This is a genomic window from Pseudomonas sp. LBUM1664, assembly GCF_059695895.1.
In genome coordinates this window covers 3,477,871-3,498,514 of sequence record NZ_CP166791.1, presented here as the reverse complement: position 1 = coordinate 3,498,514, position 20,644 = coordinate 3,477,871, and the positions used below count along the sequence as shown (strand labels likewise).

Genomic DNA, 20,644 nt, shown 5'->3' with positions numbered 1-20,644 from the left:
GAGATGAGCATGGCTAATCCGCATCTGAAATTCGCCTCGCAGGCCGTCGCCAAACCCTACTTCGCGTTTGCCCTGATGCTGTTTCTGGGGCAAGTGCTGTTCGGTTTGATCATGGGGCTGCAATACGTGGTCGGCGACTTCCTGTTCCCGCTGATTCCCTTCAACGTGGCCCGCATGGTCCACACCAACCTGCTGATCGTCTGGCTGTTGTTCGGCTTCATGGGCGCGGCCTATTACCTGATACCGGAGGAGGCTGACCGCGAGCTGCACAGCCCGAAATTGGCCATTGTGCTGTTCTGGGTGTTCGCCGCCGCCGGGGTGCTGACGATTCTGGGTTACCTCTCGGTGCCTTATGCGACGCTGGCGAAAATCACCGGCAACGACCTGCTGCCGACCATGGGCCGGGAGTTTCTTGAGCAACCGACCATTACCAAAATGGGCATCGTGGTGGTGTGCCTGGGTTTCCTCTACAACATCGGCATGACCCTGCTCAAGGGTCGCAAGACCACCGTCAGCATGGTGATGATGACCGGGCTGATCGGCCTGGCGGTGTTCTTCCTGTTCTCCTTCTACAACCCGGAAAACCTCGCTCGCGACAAGTTCTACTGGTGGTGGGTGGTGCATCTTTGGGTCGAAGGTGTCTGGGAACTGATCATGGGTTCGATGCTCGCCTTTGTACTGATCAAGATCACCGGCGTGGACCGGGAAGTGGTAGAAAAGTGGCTCTACGTGATCATCGCCATGGCGCTGATTACCGGGATCATCGGCACCGGTCACCACTTCTTCTGGATCGGTGCGCCCGAGGTCTGGCTGTGGGTCGGCTCGATCTTCTCGGCGATGGAACCGCTGCCGTTCCTGGCGATGGTCGTGTTCGCCTTCAGCATGGTGAAAAATCGGCGCCGGCAACACCCGAACCGCGCCGCCACGTTGTGGGCCAAGGGCACTACGGTGACAGCGTTCTTCGGTGCGGGCGTCTGGGGGTTCCTGCACACCCTGGCACCGGTCAACTACTACACCCACGGTTCGCAACTGACTGCGGCCCACGGTCACCTGGCCTTCTACGGTGCCTACGCGATGATCGTGATGACGCTGATCAGCTACGCCATGCCGCGCTTGCGTGGACTGGGTGAGGCGGCGGATGAGCGTTCGCAGAAGCTGGAGATCTGGGGCTTCTGGTTGATGACCCTGTCGATGGTGATGATCACCTTGTTCCTCACGGCGGCCGGCGTCGTCCAGGTGTGGTTGCAACGCTGGGCGGTGGATGGCAGCGCCTTGCCATTCATGGCCACGGTGGATCATTTGAGCGTGCTGTTCTGGGCACGTCTGGTCAGCGGCGTCGGGTTCCTGGTGGGGTTGCTCTGCTACCTGTTCAGCTTCCGCCAGCGTGGTCGTGCGGCTTTGCGTGCGCCAGCGGCGGTGGTGCCTTCGTGAATCATCACCGCTGAACCTGTGGCAAGGGCGCTTGTTGTGGCGAGGGAGCAAGCTCCCTCGCCACAACAGCGGTGCGAGCCAGTCCCTTCACTGCAACGGGTCGATAGGAGAGTAACCATGGCATTCACCCTTGAGCTGGAAGAGTGGGTCGGCAGTGTCTGGCACCGTTTCATCACCCGGCGCGCCAGTGCGGATTTTCCCGAAGCACGGGTGGAGTTGGTCGACCGGCAACGATCCTTGCACGTGCTGTTTCGCGCCACCGGCGGTACCCGTCACCAGGGTGTGGAAGCCGTCAGCGACCGCGATCTGTTGCTGCGCCGCAACCTGTTGCAGCAGATCGCCGGCACCTGCAAACAAGTGCCCTTGGCCTGTTGCGATGACAACAACCTGCGGTTGCCGGCAAGCCTGGCGGCGTTCCCCGATGTGGGGTTGAACGAAGAGTTGTATCGCTGGCTCGCCTTGCTGGCCGCGCAGTCGGGGCCGATGAAGCACTGGGGACGGGACAACCAGCGCTGGACCCAAGCAGTGCTGCAGCGCTACCCGGCGCTGCGCCCTCGTTACCGGCGGTTGGTGGACGCGCATCTGTCCTTGCGCCCGGATCCGGCCACGCTGAACCCGGCCGAAGCCGCCCTGGAGCGTGCACTGTGCCAGGCCCTGCGCGAGCCAGGCAGTGTCGAGCATTTTCCACGCAGTGAACGGGCGGCCTGGCCGTTGCCGTTGTGGCTGTATCCGCCCCAGCACCTGGGCAACCCCCAGGCGGCCAACCTTGAAGACTCCGAGCAATACCTGGCGACGCCGCCGGGTGAGCAGAAGGGCGGTCGCAAACGCGCCGAGCGCATCGACGAAACCACCCGTGACGGTGGGTTGCTGATCGTGCGCCTGGAGAACCTGTTCAGTTGGACCGAGCATGTTGACCTGGATCGCTGGTCGGACGACAGCGAAGACCCGGACGCGGCGCGCGTCGCCGAAGACTTGGACCAATTGACCCTGTCGCGCACCCGGTTGCGCAAGGGCGGCGGCCTGAAATTGCACCTGGATCTGCCGCCGGCCGACGTCGATGACATCCCGCTGGGCGAGGGCATCCTGTTGCCGGAGTGGGACTACCGCAAGCAACGGCTCCAGGACGACTTCGTCAGCGTGCAGACCTTCACCCCTCGGGATTGCGAACCACAGCCCTTACCGTTGCGCCTGCGATCTTCGGCCCAGCGTTTGCGTCGCCAGTTCGAGCATTTGCGTAATGATCGGCAATGGCTGCGTCAGCAAACCCAGGGCTCGGAGCTGGACCTACAGGCCTGGTTGGATTTTCACGTCGAGCGCCAGCACGGCCAATGCAGCGAACGCGGCCTGTTCATGGAGCAGCGCCAGACTCGCCGCGACCTGGCCTGCCTGCTGTTGGCCGATCTGTCGATGTCCACCGACGCCCACCTCAACGACGAACACCGGGTGATCGACGTGATCCGCGACAGCCTGTTGCTGTTCGGTGAAACCTTGTCGGTGCTGGGAGACGATTTCGCGCTATACGGGTTTTCTTCCCTGCGGCGCCAGCAGGTGCGCATGCACGAACTCAAGGCGTTCGACCAGCGTTATGACGACCACACTCGGGGTCGAATCCAGGGGCTCAAACCTGGTTATTACACGCGCATGGGCGCCGCCATTCGCCAGGCCACGCAACGGCTGGAGGGCTGCAAGCGGCGGCGCAAATTGTTGTTGCTGTTGAGTGACGGCAAGCCCAATGACCTGGACCTTTATGAAGGACGCTACGGTGTGGAAGACACCCGTCAGGCGGTATTGGAAGCCCGGCGCCAGGGGCTGACGCCGTTCTGCATCACCATTGATCGCGAAGCGGGGGATTACCTGCCGTACATGTTCGGGGCCAACGGCTACACCCTGATTCGTCAGCCTGAACAACTGCCGTTGCGTCTGCCGCAGCTGTACCGGCAACTGACTCAGGACTGAGGATTCAGACGATGCTGCGGGGCAACCAGAAAAACATGACGAGGCAAAAAACCGTCAGCCCGGCACAGAACCAGGTGAAGCGCCGCAGCCGACGTTCGCCGGCCAACGCAGCCTCTGCAGGCAAGGGCATGCCGCATTGGCGACACTCGGTTTCATCGGTGGGGTTGGCTTGCTGGCAATACAGGCAGGTGGGCTGTGCGCTCATTCGAATTGCTCCAGGCGCAGGCGATCGAGAATGGCGATCTGGCGACCGTCCTGAGTGATGATTTTTTCGTCGATCAGGCGCCGGATAATCCGCGAGAAGGTTTCCGGCTGGATCGACAGGTGCCCGGCAATCAACTGCTTGGCCATCGGCAGTTCGAACTGGCTGTCCACGGTTTGCAGGCGCACCAGTTGCGTCAGCAGGTAGCGCACCACCCGGTGGGTGGCGTTTTTCAGCGACAGGGTTTCAATCTCGTTGACCCGCTGGTGCAGGCGTACGCAGAGCTTGCCGAGCAGGGCGAAGGTCAGCCGGCTGTTGCTTTGCAAAAGGCGCATGTACGTGGCGTTGGACAGGCGATACAGCTGAGTAGGGCCCACGGCTTCTGCGGACGCGACGTAATTGGGCGTGTCCATCAACATCATGGCTTCGGCGAAGGTCTGGCGCTCGCCGATCACCTCGAACACTTTCTCCTGGCCGTCTGGGGTCAACCGGTAAATCTTCACGGCCCCGGCAATCACGAAGTAAAACGCCTGCGCCGGTTCACCCTGGCGGAACAGCGGGTCGCCCTTATCGATGTTCAGCAGTTGGCTGGAGCTCATCAACTCGTCGAGCTGTTCTTCGTTCAGGGGTTCGAACAGGTGATGGCTGCGCAGAATCTGATGATGGACGCTGTGGAGCACCATGGGATGGATCCTTGTGGTGGCAGAAAAAATCGGATTCAGACGAGGCTCAGGGACAGGCCGCTGGCCAACGCGACGACGCAGGACAGCACGACAAACCAAGTCAGTGGCAGAGCGACGTGTTTCATGGAATACCCCGGGCAAATGTCTATGCCCTGCCTGAGCAAGAGGCGGGCCATGCCTCTGGGCGCTGTTTTGCGGGGCGATTGTCCGGGTCGGGTATAAATGACCATGATAAAAAAGGGTAAAAAACACCACCAAATGGTGTTTTTTACCCTATGGTTCTCAGAGGACATTACACATTGGGATGCAGCGCCCCGCAGGGGCGGGCGCCTGGCGTTGAATCCCTGTTCGGCAAGCCCCTTGCAAGTGTCTGTTCGAGACGAACGACTGCCGATGAACTGGCTTGACCTGAGACAAGGCCCGTCAGCGTTGATAGCCGATCATTCGAACCCTGATTGTTGACCCTCATCGGTGGGCCAGTCCCGTGGTGAGGTTAAGGAGTGGTGTATGCAAGTGCTTGACCGTCGCAAGGCCATGGCCATTTTGCCGTTGTGGCGCCTGGCGTTCCGGCCGTTTTTCCTGGCCGGGTGTGTGCTTGCGCTGCTGGCCATCCCGCTGTGGCTGGCGGTGTTCACCGGGCGGTTGTCCGCCTGGCAACCGGCCGGCGGCTGGTTGGCCTGGCACCGTCATGAGCTGTTGTTCGGCTTTGGCCTGGCGATCATCGCCGGCTTCTTGCTGACGGCGGTGCAGACCTGGACAGGAACCCCGGGGCTCAGTGGCAAGCGATTGGCGGCGCTGGCGTTGTTATGGCTGGGCGCACGGCTGGCCTGGTTGACCGATGCACCTTGGCCATTACTGACGTTGCTGGAGCTGGGTTTCGCCCTGGCGGTCGCCACGTTGATGGGCGTGACGTTGTGGCGCGTGCGGCAGAAGCGCAACTACCCGATTGTGTTGGTATTGCTGTTGTTGGCCGCAGCCGATGCGTTGTCCATGTACGGCCTGGTGCAGCACAACGAAGGTTTGCAGCGCCAAAGCGTGCTCACTGGCCTGTGGCTGGTGGCAGCGATGATGGGGCTGATCGGCGGGCGAGTGATTCCGTTCTTTACCCAGCGCGGGCTCGGCCGGGTAGAAGGCGTTGCCCCTTGGCCGTGGCTCGATCGACTGTTGCTGGTGGGTTCGGCGTTGGTAGCGCTGTTGTATGCCTTTGGCCCGGCGCTGTCGGCCACTGCCTGGATCGGTCTGTTGTTCGCCGCGCTGACGGTGGGGCACGGGATTCGACTGGTGCGTTGGCATGATCGGGATTTGTGGCGGGTGCCGCTGCTGTGGTCGTTGCACCTGGCCTACGGCTGGTTGGCGCTGTCCTGCCTGGGCATGGCGCTGTGGCATTTCGGTGTTCCGGTGAGTCCGAGCCTGGCGGTGCACAGCTTGACCATCGGTGCCATGGCCGGGCTGATTCTGGCGATGATCGCCCGCGTCAGCCTGGGCCATACCGGGCGCGCCCTTGAGCCGCCAGCGGGCATGACCCTGGCCTTTATTCTGTTGAACCTGGCGTGCCTGAGCCGTGTGGTACTGGTGCTGGTGTTTCCGTTGGCTGCACTGTGGCTGGCGGGGCTGTGCTGGACGCTGGCATTCGGGCTCTACGCTTGGCGTTATGGCCCGATGCTTTTGCAGGCGCGGGTGGATGGGCATCCGGGATGAGCCAACGGCGTGGAGGTGATCGATGATGTATGGGGTCTTGCTGGTCGTGCACTTGTTGGCGGCCATCGCCTTTATCGGCACGCTGTTTTTCGAGGTCTGCATCTGGCATGCCGCCCGCCGGCAACTGGCTCAAGGCGCCAGGGACGCCGCCGACCAAGCGATCGCCAAGCGCTCGCGGCACGTGCTGCATGGTGTGGTGCTGTTGTTGTACGGCGCCGGTATTAGCCTGGCCTGGCAGCACCGTGGCGCATTGAGTCAGCCATGGAACAACAGCTTTGGCCTGCTGCTGAGCCTGAAAATCCTCCTGGCGATGAGCATCATCGGGCACTATTTACTGCTGGCGTACTGGCTCAAGGGCGGCAGGCTGAGCCCGGCCCGGGCCTGTTGGCTGCGCCGCAGCATCCTGGGGCACATGCTGTTGATCGTGGTGCTGGCCAAGGCGATGTTCTATTGGCAGTTTTAAGAACACAGCAAGACCTGTGGGAAGTGAATGCAAGATGGGGGAACACCGCCAGTCCCTGTGGGAGCGAGCCTGCTCGCGATTGCGATGTAACAGCCAACGCTGTGCTGACTGATCCGACGCTATCGCGAGCAGGCTCGCTCCCACAGGGGCAGTGCAGGTTTGACTGTCAATGGGCAGGTTTTATCGCATTGACAAACAACACATTGTTTTCCAGATGGATGTGCTGCATCAGGTCGTCACGAAATTCCATGAGCCCGCGATACAGGGCGCGCCAGGTGTTGCAGGCGTCAGCGGGTGGGGTGATCTGGTCAGTCAGGGCAAGCATGGTTTCCAGGGCTTCACCGTGCTGGTTGTGTTCGTAACGCAGCACCTGGATTGGTGCCGAGGCCCGTTCGCCCAGGCCCTGTTGCAGCATCGGGAACAGTACCTGTTCTTCTTTGAGCATGTGGCCTTCGAGCTCCTGATACATGTCCTGCAAGTGATCGGCCAGGCCGTTGGGGCAACTGGCCCGCGCGCCATGCACCAGCTCGACGCGACGGGCCAGGCGGATCAGTTCCGGCAGCTGTTCGCGATGGCGGGCGTGGTAGCGGTCCAGGATGTGGGCGATCAATTGCGCCTGGGGTTCGTCGCGCCAGTCATGATCCAGTTCTCCGGCGGCTTGCAGCGTGCTGAGGGCATCGGCGATCAACAGCGGGTTCAGGCCTTTGCTCAGCGCTGCTTCGCGCAGGGTCTTTTGCCCGCCGCAACAGAAGTCGAGGCTGTAATGATGGAAGGTACGGGTGGCACCGGGAATGTCACAGGCCAGTTGGCCCAGGCTTTTTTCCAGCAGATCGAGGCTCATCATGTTTCCTTGGGTTGAATCCCGGGAGGGACAGATGACCAGGCATTGCAGTCGACGTGCCAGATGCAATTTATTGAAAATTAACCATTAAATTTTTGGCGGGGTGATTATCACCCTGGCTGCAAAGGGTCAAACGAACCCTGGAGGGTAATCACTACCATGCTGCGTGAAAGCCTGGCTGCCGACCTGATCGTCGAGCTGCCCAATGCCGTGCGATTGCAGCGCCTGGTGCAGACCCTGCGCGAATACTTCAACAGTGGCGCCGTGGGTTTGTTGCGTCTGGACGATGACAGTCTCAGGCCCGTGGCAACGGTAGGCCTGGTCCACGAGGCGCTGGGCCGGCGGTTCGTGATTGCCCAGCACCCACGCCTGGCGGCGATCATGGCTTCGCGCGAACCTACCTGGTTCGAGCCCGACAGCCGCTTGCCGGATCCCTATGACGGTTTGCTCGATAATCATGTCGGCGAGCCGCTGCCGGTGCACGACTGCATGGGCGTGAGCCTGTACGTGGAAGGACGGCTCTGGGGCGCGATCACCCTGGATGCACTGCACGCCGGCACCTTCGACAGCCGCGCTCGAGAAGAACTCAAGCGCTGTACGTTGCAGATCGAGGCCGCGGTGCGAGTGACCCGGCTCGAACAGGAAAACCGCAGCCTGCGGGCTTCGCGCAGTGACCAGACAGACCTGCGGCTGCCGGCCGAAGAAGGTGAAATCCTCGGGCGCAGTGAGGGGCTGCAGCAGTTGCTCAACGAGTTGGATGTGCTGGCCGACTCCGAACTGCCGGTGCTGTTGCTGGGGGAAACCGGGGTGGGCAAGGAGTTGTTCGCCCGGCGCCTGCATCGCCTGTCCCGGCGCGGCCACAAACCGCTGGTTCAGGTCAATTGCGCGGCGTTGCCGGAGTCCCTGGCCGAAAGCGAATTGTTCGGCCACGTCAAAGGCGCGTTTTCCGGGGCAACGACTGACCGCGCCGGGCGTTTCGATGCGGCCAACGGTGGCACGCTGTTTCTCGATGAGGTGGGTGAGTTGCCATTGAGCGTGCAGGCCAAGTTACTGCGCACCCTGCAAAACGGCGAGATCCAGCGCCTGGGAGCGGACAAACCGCTGCACGTCGATGTGCGGATCATCGCCGCCACTAACCGGCATTTGCCCGACAGTATTCGCGACGGCCTGTTTCGCGCCGACCTGTATCACCGGCTCTCGGTCTATCCCGTGCCGATCCCGCCGCTGCGTGAGCGGGGTCACGATGTGTTGATGTTGGCCGGGCATTTCCTTGAACTGAACCGCACGCGACTGGGCTTGCGCGGGTTGCGCCTGTCCCCGGCTGCCGAACAGGCGCTGCTGGCGTACACCTGGCCGGGCAATGTGCGGGAGCTGGAGCATGTGATAAGCCGCGCCGCGTTGAAGCAACTGAGCCGGGGCGCCAGTCGCAGCTTGATCATGACCTTGGAACCGCAGGTGCTGGACCTGGACGTCAATGCCAGTGCATCCACGGCCCAGGCGATGCTTGAAGCGCCTCTGGACGCGACCGATGCACCGTTCCAACCCTTGAGCGAAGCCGTCGATGGCTGCCAGCGGCAGGCCATTCTCAGGGCCCTGGAACGCTGCGGGCAAAACTGGGCCGGCGCGGCGCGGCTGTTGGACGTTGACCCGAGCAACCTGCATAAACTGGCGCGGCGGTTGGGGCTTAAGTAACCATTTATCTGTTAAACCGAGCCGTCTTCATCGCGAGCAGGCTCGCGAAGAGGCCGTCACATTCAACGCAAAAGCCTGTATTGACAACGATCAAGGCCCTCCAGCGCCATAAAACCCACACTGGACAAAATCCATAGTGGAGATCACCGTCATGCCGCTTTCCCTGGCAAAAATGCGTCGCCAGTACACCCGCGATGGGCTGGATGAAGCCCAGGCGCCAAACGACCCGCTGGTGTTGTTCGGGCTCTGGATGCAGCAGGCTCGCGACACCGAAAGCCCTCCGGTGGAAGCCAACAGCATGGCCCTGGCGACTGTGGACGCGCAGGGCCGGCCGCATTGTCGAGTGCTGTTGCTCAAGGGCTTCGGCGAGGATGGCTTCTCGTTTTTCGGCAACTACGACAGCGGCAAGGGACAGGACCTGGCGGTTAATCCCTGGGCGGCCATGACCTTTTTCTGGCCGGGCCTGGAGCGGCAAGTGCGTATTGAAGGGCCAGTCCACACGCTTGACCCAGCGCTGTCGGATGCCTATTTCCTTTCCCGCTCCGTGGCCAGTCGACTGGGGGCCTGGGCCTCGCCGCAAAGCCGTCCACTGGATGATCGGGCCGCGCTTGAGACCTTGCTGGCGCAAACCGAACAACGCTTCGCCAATCAGCCAGTGCTACGCCCTGAGCATTGGGGTGGCTACTGCCTGCGGCCTGAACGGCTGGAGTTCTGGCAGGGCCGAGCTGACCGTCTGCATGATCGTCTCGACTACCGCTTGCAAGAAGGCGTGTGGCAACGCAGCCGCCTGGCACCCTGAACACCGAGGGAGGTACCTCCATGGAGGAATAGGCCCGGCCTCGATTGCGGTTCAGGCTGGGCCATCTTTTCTGATAGGACGGCTGACCATGGCCCATCTGACGCAACGGCTCTTTCAACCGCTCAATATTGCGGTGCTCACCATCAGCGATACCCGCAGTTTCGAGACCGATACCTCCGGCCAGACCCTCGCCGATCTGCTGCAAACGGCTGGCCATGTGTTGATCGACCGAGGGCTGGTGAAGGACGATATCTACCAGATCCGCGCCCAAGTCTCGCAGTGGATCGCCGACCCCGAAGTGCAGGTGGTGCTGATGACGGGCGGCACCGGTTTCACCCCACGCGATAACACGCCCCAAGCAGTGCTGCCGTTGCTGGACAAACAGGTCGATGGTTTTGGTGAGTTGTTCCGCCAGGTGTCGCTGGCGGAAATTGGTATGTCCAGCCTGCAATCCCGGGCGCTGGCCGGCATGAGCAACGGCGTGCTGGTGTGCTGTTTGCCGGGTTCGCCGGGGGCTTGCCGGACCGGTTGGGAACAGATCCTGGTCGGGCAACTGGACAGCCGCACTGGCCCGTGCAATTTCACCCCTCATCTCAAGCCACAGGCTGGCATCGCCCCGACAGCCTGCGAGACACGCGCGTGAGCGGCCGGGTCTGCGACAGTGGTGTGCTGATGCCGGTGGACGAGGCGATCCATCATTTGCTCGAACAGGCGCCGCCACCACCGCCCGTGCAACGGATCGCCTTGGGCCAGGCTCTGGCGCGGGTGCTGGCCACTGACATCCTTTGCCCTATGAACCTGCCCGCTTGGGACAACAGCGCGATGGACGGCTACGCCCTGCGGGCCGCTGACCTGCCGACTACTGGCGGGTATCTGGCGTTGACCGGGCGGATCGCCGCGGGCGATGGCCCGGGCGAGCCGTTGCAGGAAGGACAGGTGGTGCGGATCTTCACTGGCGCGCCGTTGCCGCCGGGAGCCGACACGGTGGTACCCCAGGAAATCTGCCGGGTGGAGGATGAGCGCGTCTGGTTACCGCCAGCCCATTGTGGTAATCACGTGCGCAAGGAAGGCGAGGAGCTGCGTCGAGGGGATCGTTTGCTCAAGGCCGGCACGCGCCTGCGCGCCCCGGAGCTTGGGTTGCTGGCCGGTGCCGGAATCGCCCGGGTGGAGGTCTATCGCCCCTTGCAGGTAGGCCTGTTGAGCAGTGGCGATGAGTTACGCGAACCGGGCGAGTCACTGGCGCCGGGACAGATCTACAACAGCAATCGTCATAGCCTCGCCGCGTTGTTGCGTGGTTGGGGTGTCGAGGTGCATGACTTTGGCGTCATGCCCGATCAACTGCTGGCCAGCCGACAAACACTGAGCCTGGCCGCCGCCGAATGCGACGTGCTGTTGACCTCCGGCGGTGTGTCGGTGGGTGAAGAAGACCATCTCAAGCACGCCATCGAAGCCTTGGGCAGTATTGACCTCTGGCGCCTGGCGATCCAGCCGGGCAAACCCCTGGCCTTTGGTGATGTGGCGGGCAAGCCTTGGATCGGCCTGCCGGGCAACCCTTCGGCGGCGCTGGTAACGGCATTGATCGTCGTGCGGCCGTTCCTGTTCCGGGCCCAAGGCATGGGTGACGTGCTGCCTGTGCCGTTGCAGCTGCCGGCCGGGTTCGACTGGTTGAAGCGCAATAAGCGCCGGCAATACCTGCGGGCCAAATTGATTCCGGACGCCAACGGCCACCTGTGTGTGGAACTGCACCCTCAGCAAAGTTCGGCCATGTTGAGCGCCGCTTGCTGGGCTGACGGCTTGGCGGTGGTGGAGTGTGAGGCACAGGTGCACAAACACGACAGGGTGATGTACCTGCCGTTCGCGAACCTGATGCATTGACGGCAATTGATTGCCGTCAAGGTCGCCGCCAACGGGCTGGTTAGACTGGCGGCGCCCTTAGTTTTCTCACGAGGATGCCCCATGCAACTGGTTTGCCCGGCAGGGAATCTGCCTGCCCTCAAAGCGGCGGTGCGCCAAGGCGCCGATGCCGTCTATGTTGGCTTTCGCGATGACACCAATGCCCGGCATTTCGCCGGGCTGAACATGGACGACAAGCAATTCGATGGCGCTGTCGCGCATATCCGTCAGCATCAACGCAAGCTCTACGTGGCGGTCAACACGTACCCGCAGCCCAAGGGTTGGGAGCGCTGGCAGCGGGCGGTGGATCGCGCCGCCGACTTCGGCGTGGATGCGCTGATCGCCGCCGACCCCGGCGTGCTCAGCTATGCCAGCCAGCGGCATCCCCAACTGGCGCTGCACCTTTCGGTACAGGGCTCGGCGACCCACGCGGCGGCCCTGGCGTTTTACGCTGAGCGCTACGGCATCCGCCGCGCTGTGCTGCCGCGGGTGCTGTCCCTGGCTCAGGTGCGGCAGGTGGCGGCGGGCAGCCCGGTGCCGATCGAGGTCTTTGGTTTTGGCAGCTTGTGCATCATGGCCGAGGGCCGTTGCCACTTGTCTTCCTACATCACCGGCGAGTCGCCGAACCTGTGTGGCGTCTGCTCGCCCGCCAAGGCGGTGCGCTGGAGCGAGGATGCCCAAGGCTTGAGTGCACGCTTGAGCGAGGTGCTGATTGACCGCTACACCCCTGAAGAACCGGCCGGTTATCCAACGCTCTGCAAGGGCCGCTTCCTGGTCGGTGGCAAGCGCTTCCATGCACTGGAAGAACCCACCAGCCTCGACACCCTGGACCTGCTGCCAGAACTTGCGGCCATCGGCGTCGAAGCCGTGAAAATCGAAGGTCGCCAGCGCAGCCCGGCCTATGTCGAACAAGTGACCCGGGTCTGGCGCGCCGCGCTGGATGCACACCAGGCCGCGCCACAGCGGTTCCGCGTGCGGGAAGAATGGCGCCAGGTGTTGGCCGGTTTGTCCGAAGGCAGCCAGACCACTCTGGGTGCCTACCATCGATCATGGCAATGAGGGAGGCCAGATGAAGCTCAGCCTGGGATCGGTCCTGTTTTACTGGGACAAAGCGCAATTGGGGAATTTCTATGCCCAGATGTCGGCATTGCCGCTGGACGTGATTTACCTGGGGGAAACCGTGTGTTCGAAACGCCGGGCATTCTCACTGGATCAATGGCTGGGCCTGGGGCGCGAGTTACAAGCGTGCAGCCAGGCCCAGATAGTGTTGTCGAGCCTGACGCTGATTGAAGCGGCTTCAGAGCTTTCCACGTTGCGACGCCTGTGTGACAACGGCCAATTGCTGGTGGAAGCCAACGACATGGGCGCGGTGCAGTTCCTGGCCGAACGCAAACTGCCTTTCGTCGGCGGTCCGGCGCTGAACCTGTACAACGGCCACGCCCTGGCGCAGTTGCAGGGCAGTGGCATGATCCGCTGGGTACCGCCCGTGGAGTGCTCGGCAGCGTTGATCGCCGATGTGCTGGAGCAGGTGCGGGAAATGGGTCGCGAGGTGCCCGAGGTGGAGATCTTTGCCTACGGCCATCTGCCCTTGGCTTACTCGGCGCGCTGTTTTACCGCCCGCGCCGAAAACCGGCCCAAGGACGATTGTCAGTTCTGTTGCATCAACTACCCCGACGGTCTGGCGCTGAGCAGTCAGGAGGGCCAACAGTTGTTTACCCTCAACGGTATCCAGACGATGTCGGGCGAGGTGACGAATCTGTTGGCCGATTACACCGCGCTTACGGCCTGTGGCGCGGATTTGCTGCGCCTGAGCCCGCGTGCCCAGGGCATGGCCGAGGTGGTTGGTGCCTTCGACAGGGTTCGCCAGGGCGAGGCGCCGCCGGTGTTCGTAGAAGGTTGCAACGGTTATTGGCACGGCCATGCCGGCATGTTGAAAGTAGAGGAGGCGGGGTTGTGCTGATTCCTAGGAAATGGCTGCTCAAAGGCGCCGACCGCTTGCTGCCGCTCGTGGGCAAGGTGCCTTTTGTCGTGCAGCGGCTGGCGTTGCAGCAGGCGCTCAATCGTTGCCTGGCCGAACCGCTGCGCGATGGCGGGTTCGATGTGTTGCTCGGTCGCTGGTTGTGCCTGCGGGTGCCAGACCTGAAGTTGTGCTGGTACCTGACGCTGGCGCGCGATGGCCTGCGCATCGCCGAGCGGGCCGAAGCCCAGGTCACCATCAGTGGCAACTGGCGCGAGTTCCTGTTGCTGGCCAGCCGTCAGGAAGACCCTGACACGTTGTTTTTCCGTCGACGGTTAGTCATCGAGGGCGACACCGAACTGGGGCTGGCGCTGAAAAACCTGATCGACAGCCTCGACCCGGACGTATTGCCGCCCTGGTTGTGGCGCAATCTGGAGCGGGCGGGTAAGGGGCTGGCGGCGGGGCAATGAAAGCCTCACTGCCTAAACACAAAACCTTGTGGCGAGGGAGCTTGCTCCCGCTGGGGTCGAAGCCCCTCAAAATTCGTCACTGCGGTTCGTCAGGTTGATTTCATTTGGCTTTTTTTTGGGGCTGCTGCGCAGCCTAGCGGGAGCAAGCTCCCTCGCCACGGGGGCGTGCGAAGGTTGGACTATTGCTGGTAATCCGCCAGCTGCTCCTCGGCCAGGATGCGAATGTTGCGCCGTTCCATGGCGATCAGGCCGCCGTCCACCAACCGGTGAAGAATGCGCGAGAAGGTTTCTGGCTGGATCCCCAGCTTGGAGGCCACCAGGCGTTTGGACACTTGCAGCACCACTTGGCCGTCGCGCGGGTCGCGCTCCTGGAGCAGAAAGTTGATGACCCGCCGGCTGGCACTGGCCAGGGTTAGGTTGTCGATGTCCTTGAGGCGCTGGTGCAAGTGGACACTCATGCTCGCCAGAATCGCCAGGCAGACCTTTGGCTGGTCTTCCAGGGCGTTGCGGTAATGGGTTCCTTCAATACTCACCAGCACGCTGTCCTTGAGCGCCGAAGCGCTCACTGGGTAGCAACGGGCCTGGCTGAACAGCAGTGCTTCGGCGAAGGTCTGTCCGGGCTGGATGATTTCCACCAGGTTTTCCTGGCCCTCACCGGTGACCCGGAACAGCTTGATCTGGCCACTGATCAGCAGGAAAAACCGTTTGGCCGGGTCGCCCTGGTGCATGAGCGTGCAGTTGCAGTCCAGGCGCTTGAGGACGGCCAGGTTGCACACGTCTTCGAAGACGCGCTCCGGCAAATGGCTGAACAGGTGGTGACGACGCAACAGTAAAACGATGGAAGGGTGGGTCAGCATGGCGTACCTCCGCGTGCGGTCATGGTAGAGCCCAAGGCGCCGCCGGCCTATGCCTCGGCAGGCCTACCTCTGAAGAGGGATGGGGTCGTCAGAAAACACAAATCCTCTGTGGGAGCGGGCTTGCTCGCGAAGGCGGCGTGTCAGTCGACATCGATGCTGACTGATCGACTGCTTTCGCGAGCAAGCCCGCTCCCACAGGGTTATGTGTTGGCTGGTCTAGCCCGCCCCGCGCAAATGCTCCATCGCCCATACGGCCGCTTCGACTCGCGAGCGCAGGCCGAGTTTGTGCAGCAGGTTTTTGACGTGAACCTTGACCGTGCCTTCGGTAATGCCCAGTTTGTGCCCGATGACTTTGTTGCTGTGGCCACCGGCGATGGTCTTGAGCACCTGGCGTTCGCGCTCGGTCAGTTCCACTTCGGTCTGGCGGGGCGCCGAGCGCAGGGCCTGGGCCATGACGCGGGTCAGGCCGGGGCTGATCACCAGTGCGCCGTTGAGGGCGTCGCGGATGTACTGGATCAGCAATTCAGGCTCCATGTCCTTGAGCAAATAACCGTTGGCGTCCAGGCGCAGGGCATCGCGGATGTCGTCCTCGGCATCGGATACGGTGAACAGCAGCACCTTGCCGGTGTAGTGCATGGCGCGTAGCCGGCGCAGGGTTTCGATGCCGTTCATCTGCGGCATGTTGTTGTCCAGCAGCACCAGGTCGGGCTTGAGCGGTTCGATCAGCGTCAGGGCTTCTTCGCCGTGGCTGGCTTCGCCAACGATCTGCAAGTCGTCTTCGAGTTCAAGCATCTGGCGGATCCCACGACGCATCATCGGATGGTCGTCTACCAGCAGGAGAGTGTGGCGCAGGGGGGCGTTCATGTTGCGAGGCCTTCGGTGTGTTGGCCCAGGAATTCCGGTTGGAAATGCACCTGGATACGGGTGCCCTGGGGTGTTCGGGAGAGAATCTGGAGCTGACCACGCAGGCTGCGGGCCCGCTCGTTCATGATGTTCAGGCCATGGTGCTCGCGCTGGTCCACCTCGCCGCTGAAACCGCGGCCATCGTCTTCGATCGACAGCCGCACGGTCTCGCCTTCCTGGCGCAGTTCGAGCCAGGCGTTCTCGGCATGGGCATGGCGCAGGCAGTTGGACAGGGCCTCGCGGGTGATCTGCAGGATGTGGATCTGCTCGCTGGCCGATAGCTCGAAGGCCAGGGTGTCGATGAGCAGGTGCACCTGGAAGTCGCCACGGTTGGAGAACTCTTCAGCGGTGTCCTTGAGTTCCTCGACCAGGCCGTCGTCGTGGATCTGCAAGCGGAAGGTGGTCAGCAACTCGCGCAACTGGCGATAGGCATTGTTCAGCCCTTCACGCAGCTCGCCAGTGACGGTTTCCAGGGTCTGCACCGGTTCGCCTCGACGCATCAGGGTCTGCATGCGGCTGACTTGCAGCTTCATGTACGACAAGGCCTGGGCCAGGGAGTCATGCAGTTCCCGGGCAATGATCGTGCGCTCATCGAGCAGCAGCAGGCGATGGTCCTGTTCGCGTTGGCGCTTGAGTGACAGCGAAGTACCAATCAGGTTTGCCAGGGCCTGGATCAGTGCGGTTTCCCAGCGCTGTGCCTCGTGGCCGTCGACAAAATGTGCCTTGAGTTCGCCCAACTCGTTGCCCTGGTTACTGATGCTGAAGGTCTGCGGCCGGGCGGTGTGATGTTTCTGGCAGGTGGCGCAATCGCTGCTGGCGCACACCTCACGGCTGGCGGCGCCATGCAGGGCCAGCAGTTGCCGGGCCGGTGCCTGCAATTGTCCTTGCAGGCACAGCGTCAAGCGCAGGCCTGGCAGGCGCTGCTGAAAACGTCGAATCAACTCATCCAGACCTTCGGCATTGGCCTGTCGCGTGGCCAGGCTGCTACTGCTCTGGTACAGCAATTCCAGGGCGGCATTGGCCTGTTGCAGGTTCAGGGTCTTTTGCTGGACCTGGTTTTCCAAGGTGCGGTGAGATTGCTCGATGGTCTCGGCCATGGTGTTGAAGCTCGTCGCCAACTGGCCCAGCTCATCCTCGGACTGATGATTGACCCGCACCTGAAACTCGCCCCGGCGAAAGCGCTGGGTGGCGTCGACCAGTTCCTGCAAAGGCATGACCACGCCGTACTGCAACTCATACAGGCCGATCAACAGGATGATCATGGTGCTGAACAGAGCCACGCCCTGGATCGTCTGTTGCCAGCCTTGTTTGTGCTCGCTCTGGCGTTGCAGCAGGGTGACGAACTGGTCCAACTGCTCAACGAAGGAGCTGGCGCTGGCCTGGAAAAACACCGAGTCGCCGCGCTCGATGGCGGGACGCAAGGTTTGGTTCCAGCGTTGCACAAGGTTCTGGTAGCTCTGGTGCAGGGAAGTCGTCGGCCCATCTTCCAGCACGGCGCGCAGGGCGGGGCTGTCGAGGCGTTGTTGCAGGCTGTCGATGATCGCAGGGATGTCGTCGGTAGCACCGGCCGCCAGTTTCCAGCTCAGGTGGTAGGTCTCCATGCGCACCGAGCCTGCGGTGTTGATGGCTGCGGCGTCGCCCTGGCTGAACCAGGCGATCAACCCGGCGCTCAGGGAGCTGGCCAGGGCCAGGATGGCAATGAGGATCACCGCCAGCCCGGCGCGAGCGGGCAGGGAACTGCGCAGCCAACCCATCATCGAGGCTGGCCCTGAAAGAAAATCTGAAGCCCGAACATGGGTGCACCCTGGATCGAGGGGGGGGGTTGCAGCCGATCCCGGGCGCACTACCTCCAAAGAGTTGTCGGCCGCTCCGTTTCCGTAAAAGCTTCGGCTGACTTGTTCAAGATATTGATAAATAAAGGGTTTAATCATTATCAGGGTCTACCTCCTTGGAGGTAGACGGGCCAAGCATAGGCCAGTACCCCCACGGAGCTCGTTGACCCAGGTCAAGTTTTTGCGGGGTTCGCATCACTAGGCTGCGCTCATCGAACTGACGGAGTGCATCGTAATGCGAGCGCAAGTGCAACAAGGGCTGGTACTAGGGATGAGTACCTTGGCCTTCACCGTGTGCTTCATGGTCTGGATGATGTTTGCCGTGCTGGGCGTTCCGATCAAGGAAATGCTGGCCCTCAACGAAACCCAATTCGGCCTGCTGGCCGCCACGCCGGTGCTGACCGGTTCGCTGGTGCGTTTGCCCCTGGGGCTTCTGACCGACCGCTTTGGCGGACGGATCGTGTTCTTCCTGCTGATGCTGTCCTGCGTGTTGCCGCTGTACATGATCACCCTGGCGACTGCTTTCTGGCAGTTCCTGGTGCTGGGTCTGTTCGTCGGCCTGGCTGGCGGTTCGTTCTCGGTGGGCATTGCCTACGTTGCCAAGTGGTTCGACAAGCAGAACCAGGGTTTTGCCATGGGCGTCTTCGGCGCCGGCAATGCGGGGGCGGCGGTGACCAAGTTCCTCGCTCCGGCGTTGATCGCCTTCGGCTCCTGGCACCTGGTGCCGAAAGTGTTCAGCGCCATCCTGTTTATCACTGCGCTGCTGTTCTGGTTTCTCACCAGCGAGAAAAAGGAACACAGCGGCACTGGCGGCGCGACGTTGCGCGAGCAATTGAAGACCCTGAAAGAACCGGCCGTGTGGCGCTACTGCCAGTACTACTCGATCGTGTTCGGCGGCTACGTGGCCCTGGCCCTGTGGATGACCAAATACTACGTGCAGGAGTACGGCTTCAGCCTGCAAAGCGCAGCGCTGCTGGCGGCGTGTTTCTCCCTGCCCGGCGGCGTGCTGCGGGCCGTCGGCGGCTGGATGTCCGACCGCTGGGGCGCCCAGAGCGTGACCTGGTGGGTGTTGTGGGTCAGCTGGATCTGCCTGTTCCTGCTGTCCTACCCCCAGACTCAACTGCAAGTACAGACCGTCAACGGCATCGTCGATTTCCACATCGGCCTCAGCACCACGCTGTTCACCGTGCTGCTGTTCGTGATGGGCATCGCCTTCGCGTTCGGCAAGGCCTCGGTCTTCAAATACATCGCCAACGACTACCCGAAAAACATGGGCGCGGTGTCCGGCATCGTCGGCCTGGCTGGCGGCTTGGGCGGGTTCGTGCTGCCGATCATGTTTGGCGCCCTGGTGGACCTCACCGGCGTGCGCTCGTCCTGCTTCATGTTGATGTACGGCGTGGTCTGGGTCTCCCTCATCTGGATGTACTTCAGCGAAATGCGCAAGCGCCCGCTGCTGGGTAAACAGCCGCCCGCCACCCAATCCCCGTTTTCCAGCATTGCCCAAGGAGAAGAACATGTCCGTTCTGCAAACGCCTGAAAAGGGCCCGGTCATTCATGACTGGCGCCCGGAAGACCCCGCGTTCTGGGGCAGCAGCGGCAAACTGACCGCACGCCGCAACCTGTGGATTTCCATCCCGGCGCTGTTGTTGGCCTTCTCGGTGTGGATGGTCTGGAGCACGGTGATCGTGCGCCTGAACGCCATTGGTTTCAGTTTCACCACCGATCAACTGTTCTGGCTGGCTGCATTGCCTGGGCTGTCGGGTGCCACCTTGCGCGTCTTCTATTCGTTCATGGTGCCGATCTTTGGCGGTCGTCGCTGGACCGCCCTGAGCACCGCGTCGCTGCTGGTGCCTGCGCTGTGGATGGGCTTCGCCGTGCAGGACCCGGCCACACCCTACAACGTGTTCGTACTGATCGCGTTGCTCTGCGGTTTTGGCGGCGGCAACTTTGCCTCGAGCATGTCCAACATCAGTTTCTTCTACCCCAAGTCCCAGCAGGGCACCGCCCTGGGCCTGAACGCCGGGCTGGGTAACCTGGGTGTGTCGGTGATGCAGTTCAGCGTGCCGCTGGTGATCTCCTTCGGTGTGTTCGGCTTCATGGGCGGCCAGCCGCAGGTACTGGCCGACGGCAGCTCGTTGTGGCTGCAGAACGCCGGTTTCATCTGGGTGCCGTTCATCCTGGCCGTGACCCTGATTGCCTGGTTCGGCATGAATGACCTATCCAGTGCCCGAGCCTCGTTCAGCGAGCAGGCAGTGATCTTCAAGCGCAAGCACAACTGGCTGATGTGCTGGTTGTACCTGGCAACCTTCGGCTCGTTCATCGGCTTCTCCGCCGCCTTTCCACTGCTGATCAAAACCTCGTTCCCGGAAGTCATCGCCCTGAAATTCGCTTTCCTCGGCCCGCTGGTCGGTGCCCTGGTGCGGCCACTGGGCGGCTGGCTGGCGGACAAGCTCGGTGGCGCGAAGGTCACCTTGTGGAACTTCGTATTGATGATCGCGATGGTGTTCGGCGTCCTTCACTTCCTGCCTCAAGGCGGCCAGGGCGGCAACTTCTACGGCTTCCTGGGCATGTTCATGTTGCTGTTCATCACCACCGGCGTGGGCAACGGTTCGACCTTCCGCATGATCCCGGTGATCTTCCGCACCCTGCATGAAAAAGCCAGCCTGGGCAAAAAGCCTGAACAGCGTGAGCAAGCGCTCAAGAACGCCGGCAAGGAGTCGGCCGCGGTGCTGGGTTTCAGCTCGGCCATGGGCGCCTTCGGGGCGTTCTTCATCCCCAAATCCTTTGGCACTTCGATGGCCCTGACCGGCGGCCCGGAGATGGCCTTCTACATGTTCGTCGGCTTTTACCTGAGCTGCATCGTGGTGACTTGGTGGTGGTACGCCCGCAAAGGCGCCGCGACACCTTGCTAAGCCGAACCTAAACCTGCGTGGGCGGGGCGCAGACCCCGCGGAGCAAGCCTGAGAG

General features: G+C 62.3%; 19 protein-coding genes. 13 read left to right on the top strand and 6 right to left on the bottom strand.

The features are described 5' to 3' along the window. Positions 1-3: 3 nt before the first annotated feature. Positions 4-1,431, top strand: coding sequence for a cbb3-type cytochrome c oxidase subunit I (locus ACA047_RS16200; RefSeq protein ID WP_497350918.1), 1,428 nt, complete (start codon positions 4-6; stop codon positions 1,429-1,431). A 117-nt stretch (positions 1,432-1,548) separates the two neighbouring features. Continuing rightward, positions 1,549-3,387, top strand: a complete 1,839-nt coding sequence (locus ACA047_RS16195) for a nitric oxide reductase activation protein NorD (protein WP_497350916.1) — start codon at positions 1,549-1,551, stop codon at positions 3,385-3,387. A 4-nt stretch (positions 3,388-3,391) separates the two neighbouring features. Here ACA047_RS16195 and ACA047_RS16190 read toward each other — a convergent pair whose 3' ends face one another. Further along, complete coding sequence (locus ACA047_RS16190; RefSeq protein WP_497350914.1) at positions 3,392-3,592, bottom strand: protein DnrP; 201 nt, start codon at positions 3,590-3,592, stop codon at positions 3,392-3,394. After that, on the bottom strand, positions 3,589-4,272 hold the full coding sequence (locus ACA047_RS16185) for a Crp/Fnr family transcriptional regulator (RefSeq protein WP_497350912.1): 684 nt from the start codon (positions 4,270-4,272) through the stop codon (positions 3,589-3,591). The genes ACA047_RS16190 and ACA047_RS16185 overlap by 4 nt, the downstream gene beginning before the upstream one ends. A 507-nt stretch (positions 4,273-4,779) precedes the next feature. Between ACA047_RS16185 and ACA047_RS16180 the strand changes: the two genes are divergently transcribed. Both ACA047_RS16180 and ACA047_RS16175 read left to right on the top strand, forming a co-directional pair. Beyond that, positions 4,780-5,970 (top strand): NnrS family protein, encoded by a 1,191-nt coding sequence (locus ACA047_RS16180; RefSeq protein ID WP_497350910.1) that lies wholly within the window; start codon positions 4,780-4,782, stop codon positions 5,968-5,970. Between the two features lie 22 nt (positions 5,971-5,992). After that, positions 5,993-6,433, top strand: coding sequence for a hypothetical protein (locus ACA047_RS16175; protein ID WP_497350908.1), 441 nt, complete (start codon positions 5,993-5,995; stop codon positions 6,431-6,433). A gap of 166 nt (positions 6,434-6,599) precedes the next feature. On the opposite strand, the gene ytfE is transcribed toward ACA047_RS16175, so the two are convergent. Next, positions 6,600-7,274 carry an iron-sulfur cluster repair protein YtfE gene (gene ytfE / locus ACA047_RS16170; protein WP_497350906.1) on the bottom strand — a complete coding sequence of 225 codons (675 nt, stop codon included), beginning with the start codon at positions 7,272-7,274 and terminating at the stop codon, positions 6,600-6,602. 159 nt (positions 7,275-7,433) lie between these two features. Here ytfE and norR point away from each other — a divergent pair, with 159 nt between their 5' ends. From norR to ubiT, 7 genes are all read left to right on the top strand, one after another. After that, on the top strand, positions 7,434-8,966 hold the full coding sequence (gene norR, locus ACA047_RS16165; protein ID WP_497350904.1) for a nitric oxide reductase transcriptional regulator NorR: 1,533 nt from the start codon (positions 7,434-7,436) through the stop codon (positions 8,964-8,966). A gap of 151 nt (positions 8,967-9,117) precedes the next feature. Continuing rightward, positions 9,118-9,765 carry a pyridoxamine 5'-phosphate oxidase gene (gene pdxH / locus ACA047_RS16160; RefSeq protein ID WP_497350902.1) on the top strand — a complete coding sequence of 216 codons (648 nt, stop codon included), beginning with the start codon at positions 9,118-9,120 and terminating at the stop codon, positions 9,763-9,765. Between the two features lie 88 nt (positions 9,766-9,853). Further along, positions 9,854-10,408, top strand: coding sequence for a molybdenum cofactor biosynthesis protein B (moaB, locus tag ACA047_RS16155; protein ID WP_497350900.1), 555 nt, complete (start codon positions 9,854-9,856; stop codon positions 10,406-10,408). Continuing rightward, positions 10,405-11,640 (top strand): molybdopterin molybdotransferase MoeA, encoded by a 1,236-nt coding sequence (locus ACA047_RS16150; protein WP_497350898.1) that lies wholly within the window; start codon positions 10,405-10,407, stop codon positions 11,638-11,640. The genes moaB and ACA047_RS16150 overlap by 4 nt, the downstream gene beginning before the upstream one ends. Positions 11,641-11,721: 81 nt before the next feature. Beyond that, positions 11,722-12,717 carry a ubiquinone anaerobic biosynthesis protein UbiU gene (gene ubiU, locus ACA047_RS16145; RefSeq protein WP_497350896.1) on the top strand — a complete coding sequence of 332 codons (996 nt, stop codon included), beginning with the start codon at positions 11,722-11,724 and terminating at the stop codon, positions 12,715-12,717. Between the two features lie 10 nt (positions 12,718-12,727). Next, the gene (locus ACA047_RS16140) at positions 12,728-13,618 is read left to right on the top strand and encodes a U32 family peptidase (RefSeq protein ID WP_497350894.1); all 891 of its coding nucleotides are present in this window, start codon (positions 12,728-12,730) and stop codon (positions 13,616-13,618) included. Beyond that, complete coding sequence (ubiT, locus tag ACA047_RS16135; RefSeq protein ID WP_497350892.1) at positions 13,612-14,085, top strand: ubiquinone anaerobic biosynthesis accessory factor UbiT; 474 nt, start codon at positions 13,612-13,614, stop codon at positions 14,083-14,085. The genes ACA047_RS16140 and ubiT overlap by 7 nt, the downstream gene beginning before the upstream one ends. 179 nt (positions 14,086-14,264) lie before the next feature. Here ubiT and ACA047_RS16130 read toward each other — a convergent pair whose 3' ends face one another. The 3 genes from ACA047_RS16130 to ACA047_RS16120 form a co-directional block, all read right to left on the bottom strand. After that, entirely contained in the window at positions 14,265-14,942 is a 678-nt protein-coding gene (locus ACA047_RS16130; protein ID WP_497350890.1) for a Crp/Fnr family transcriptional regulator, read from the bottom strand. A gap of 216 nt (positions 14,943-15,158) precedes the next feature. Continuing rightward, on the bottom strand, positions 15,159-15,806 hold the full coding sequence (narL, locus tag ACA047_RS16125; protein ID WP_497350888.1) for a two-component system response regulator NarL: 648 nt from the start codon (positions 15,804-15,806) through the stop codon (positions 15,159-15,161). Next, positions 15,803-17,602, bottom strand: coding sequence for a HAMP domain-containing protein (locus ACA047_RS16120; RefSeq protein ID WP_497350886.1), 1,800 nt, complete (start codon positions 17,600-17,602; stop codon positions 15,803-15,805). Before ACA047_RS16120 ends, narL begins: the two co-directional genes overlap by 4 nt. A gap of 310 nt (positions 17,603-17,912) precedes the next feature. Between ACA047_RS16120 and ACA047_RS16115 the strand changes: the two genes are divergently transcribed. Then, positions 17,913-19,214, top strand: a complete 1,302-nt coding sequence (locus ACA047_RS16115) for an MFS transporter (protein ID WP_497350884.1) — start codon at positions 17,913-17,915, stop codon at positions 19,212-19,214. Beyond that, positions 19,192-20,589, top strand: a complete 1,398-nt coding sequence (locus ACA047_RS16110) for a NarK family nitrate/nitrite MFS transporter (RefSeq protein WP_497350882.1) — start codon at positions 19,192-19,194, stop codon at positions 20,587-20,589. Before ACA047_RS16115 ends, ACA047_RS16110 begins: the two co-directional genes overlap by 23 nt. Positions 20,590-20,644: the final 55 nt, after the last annotated feature.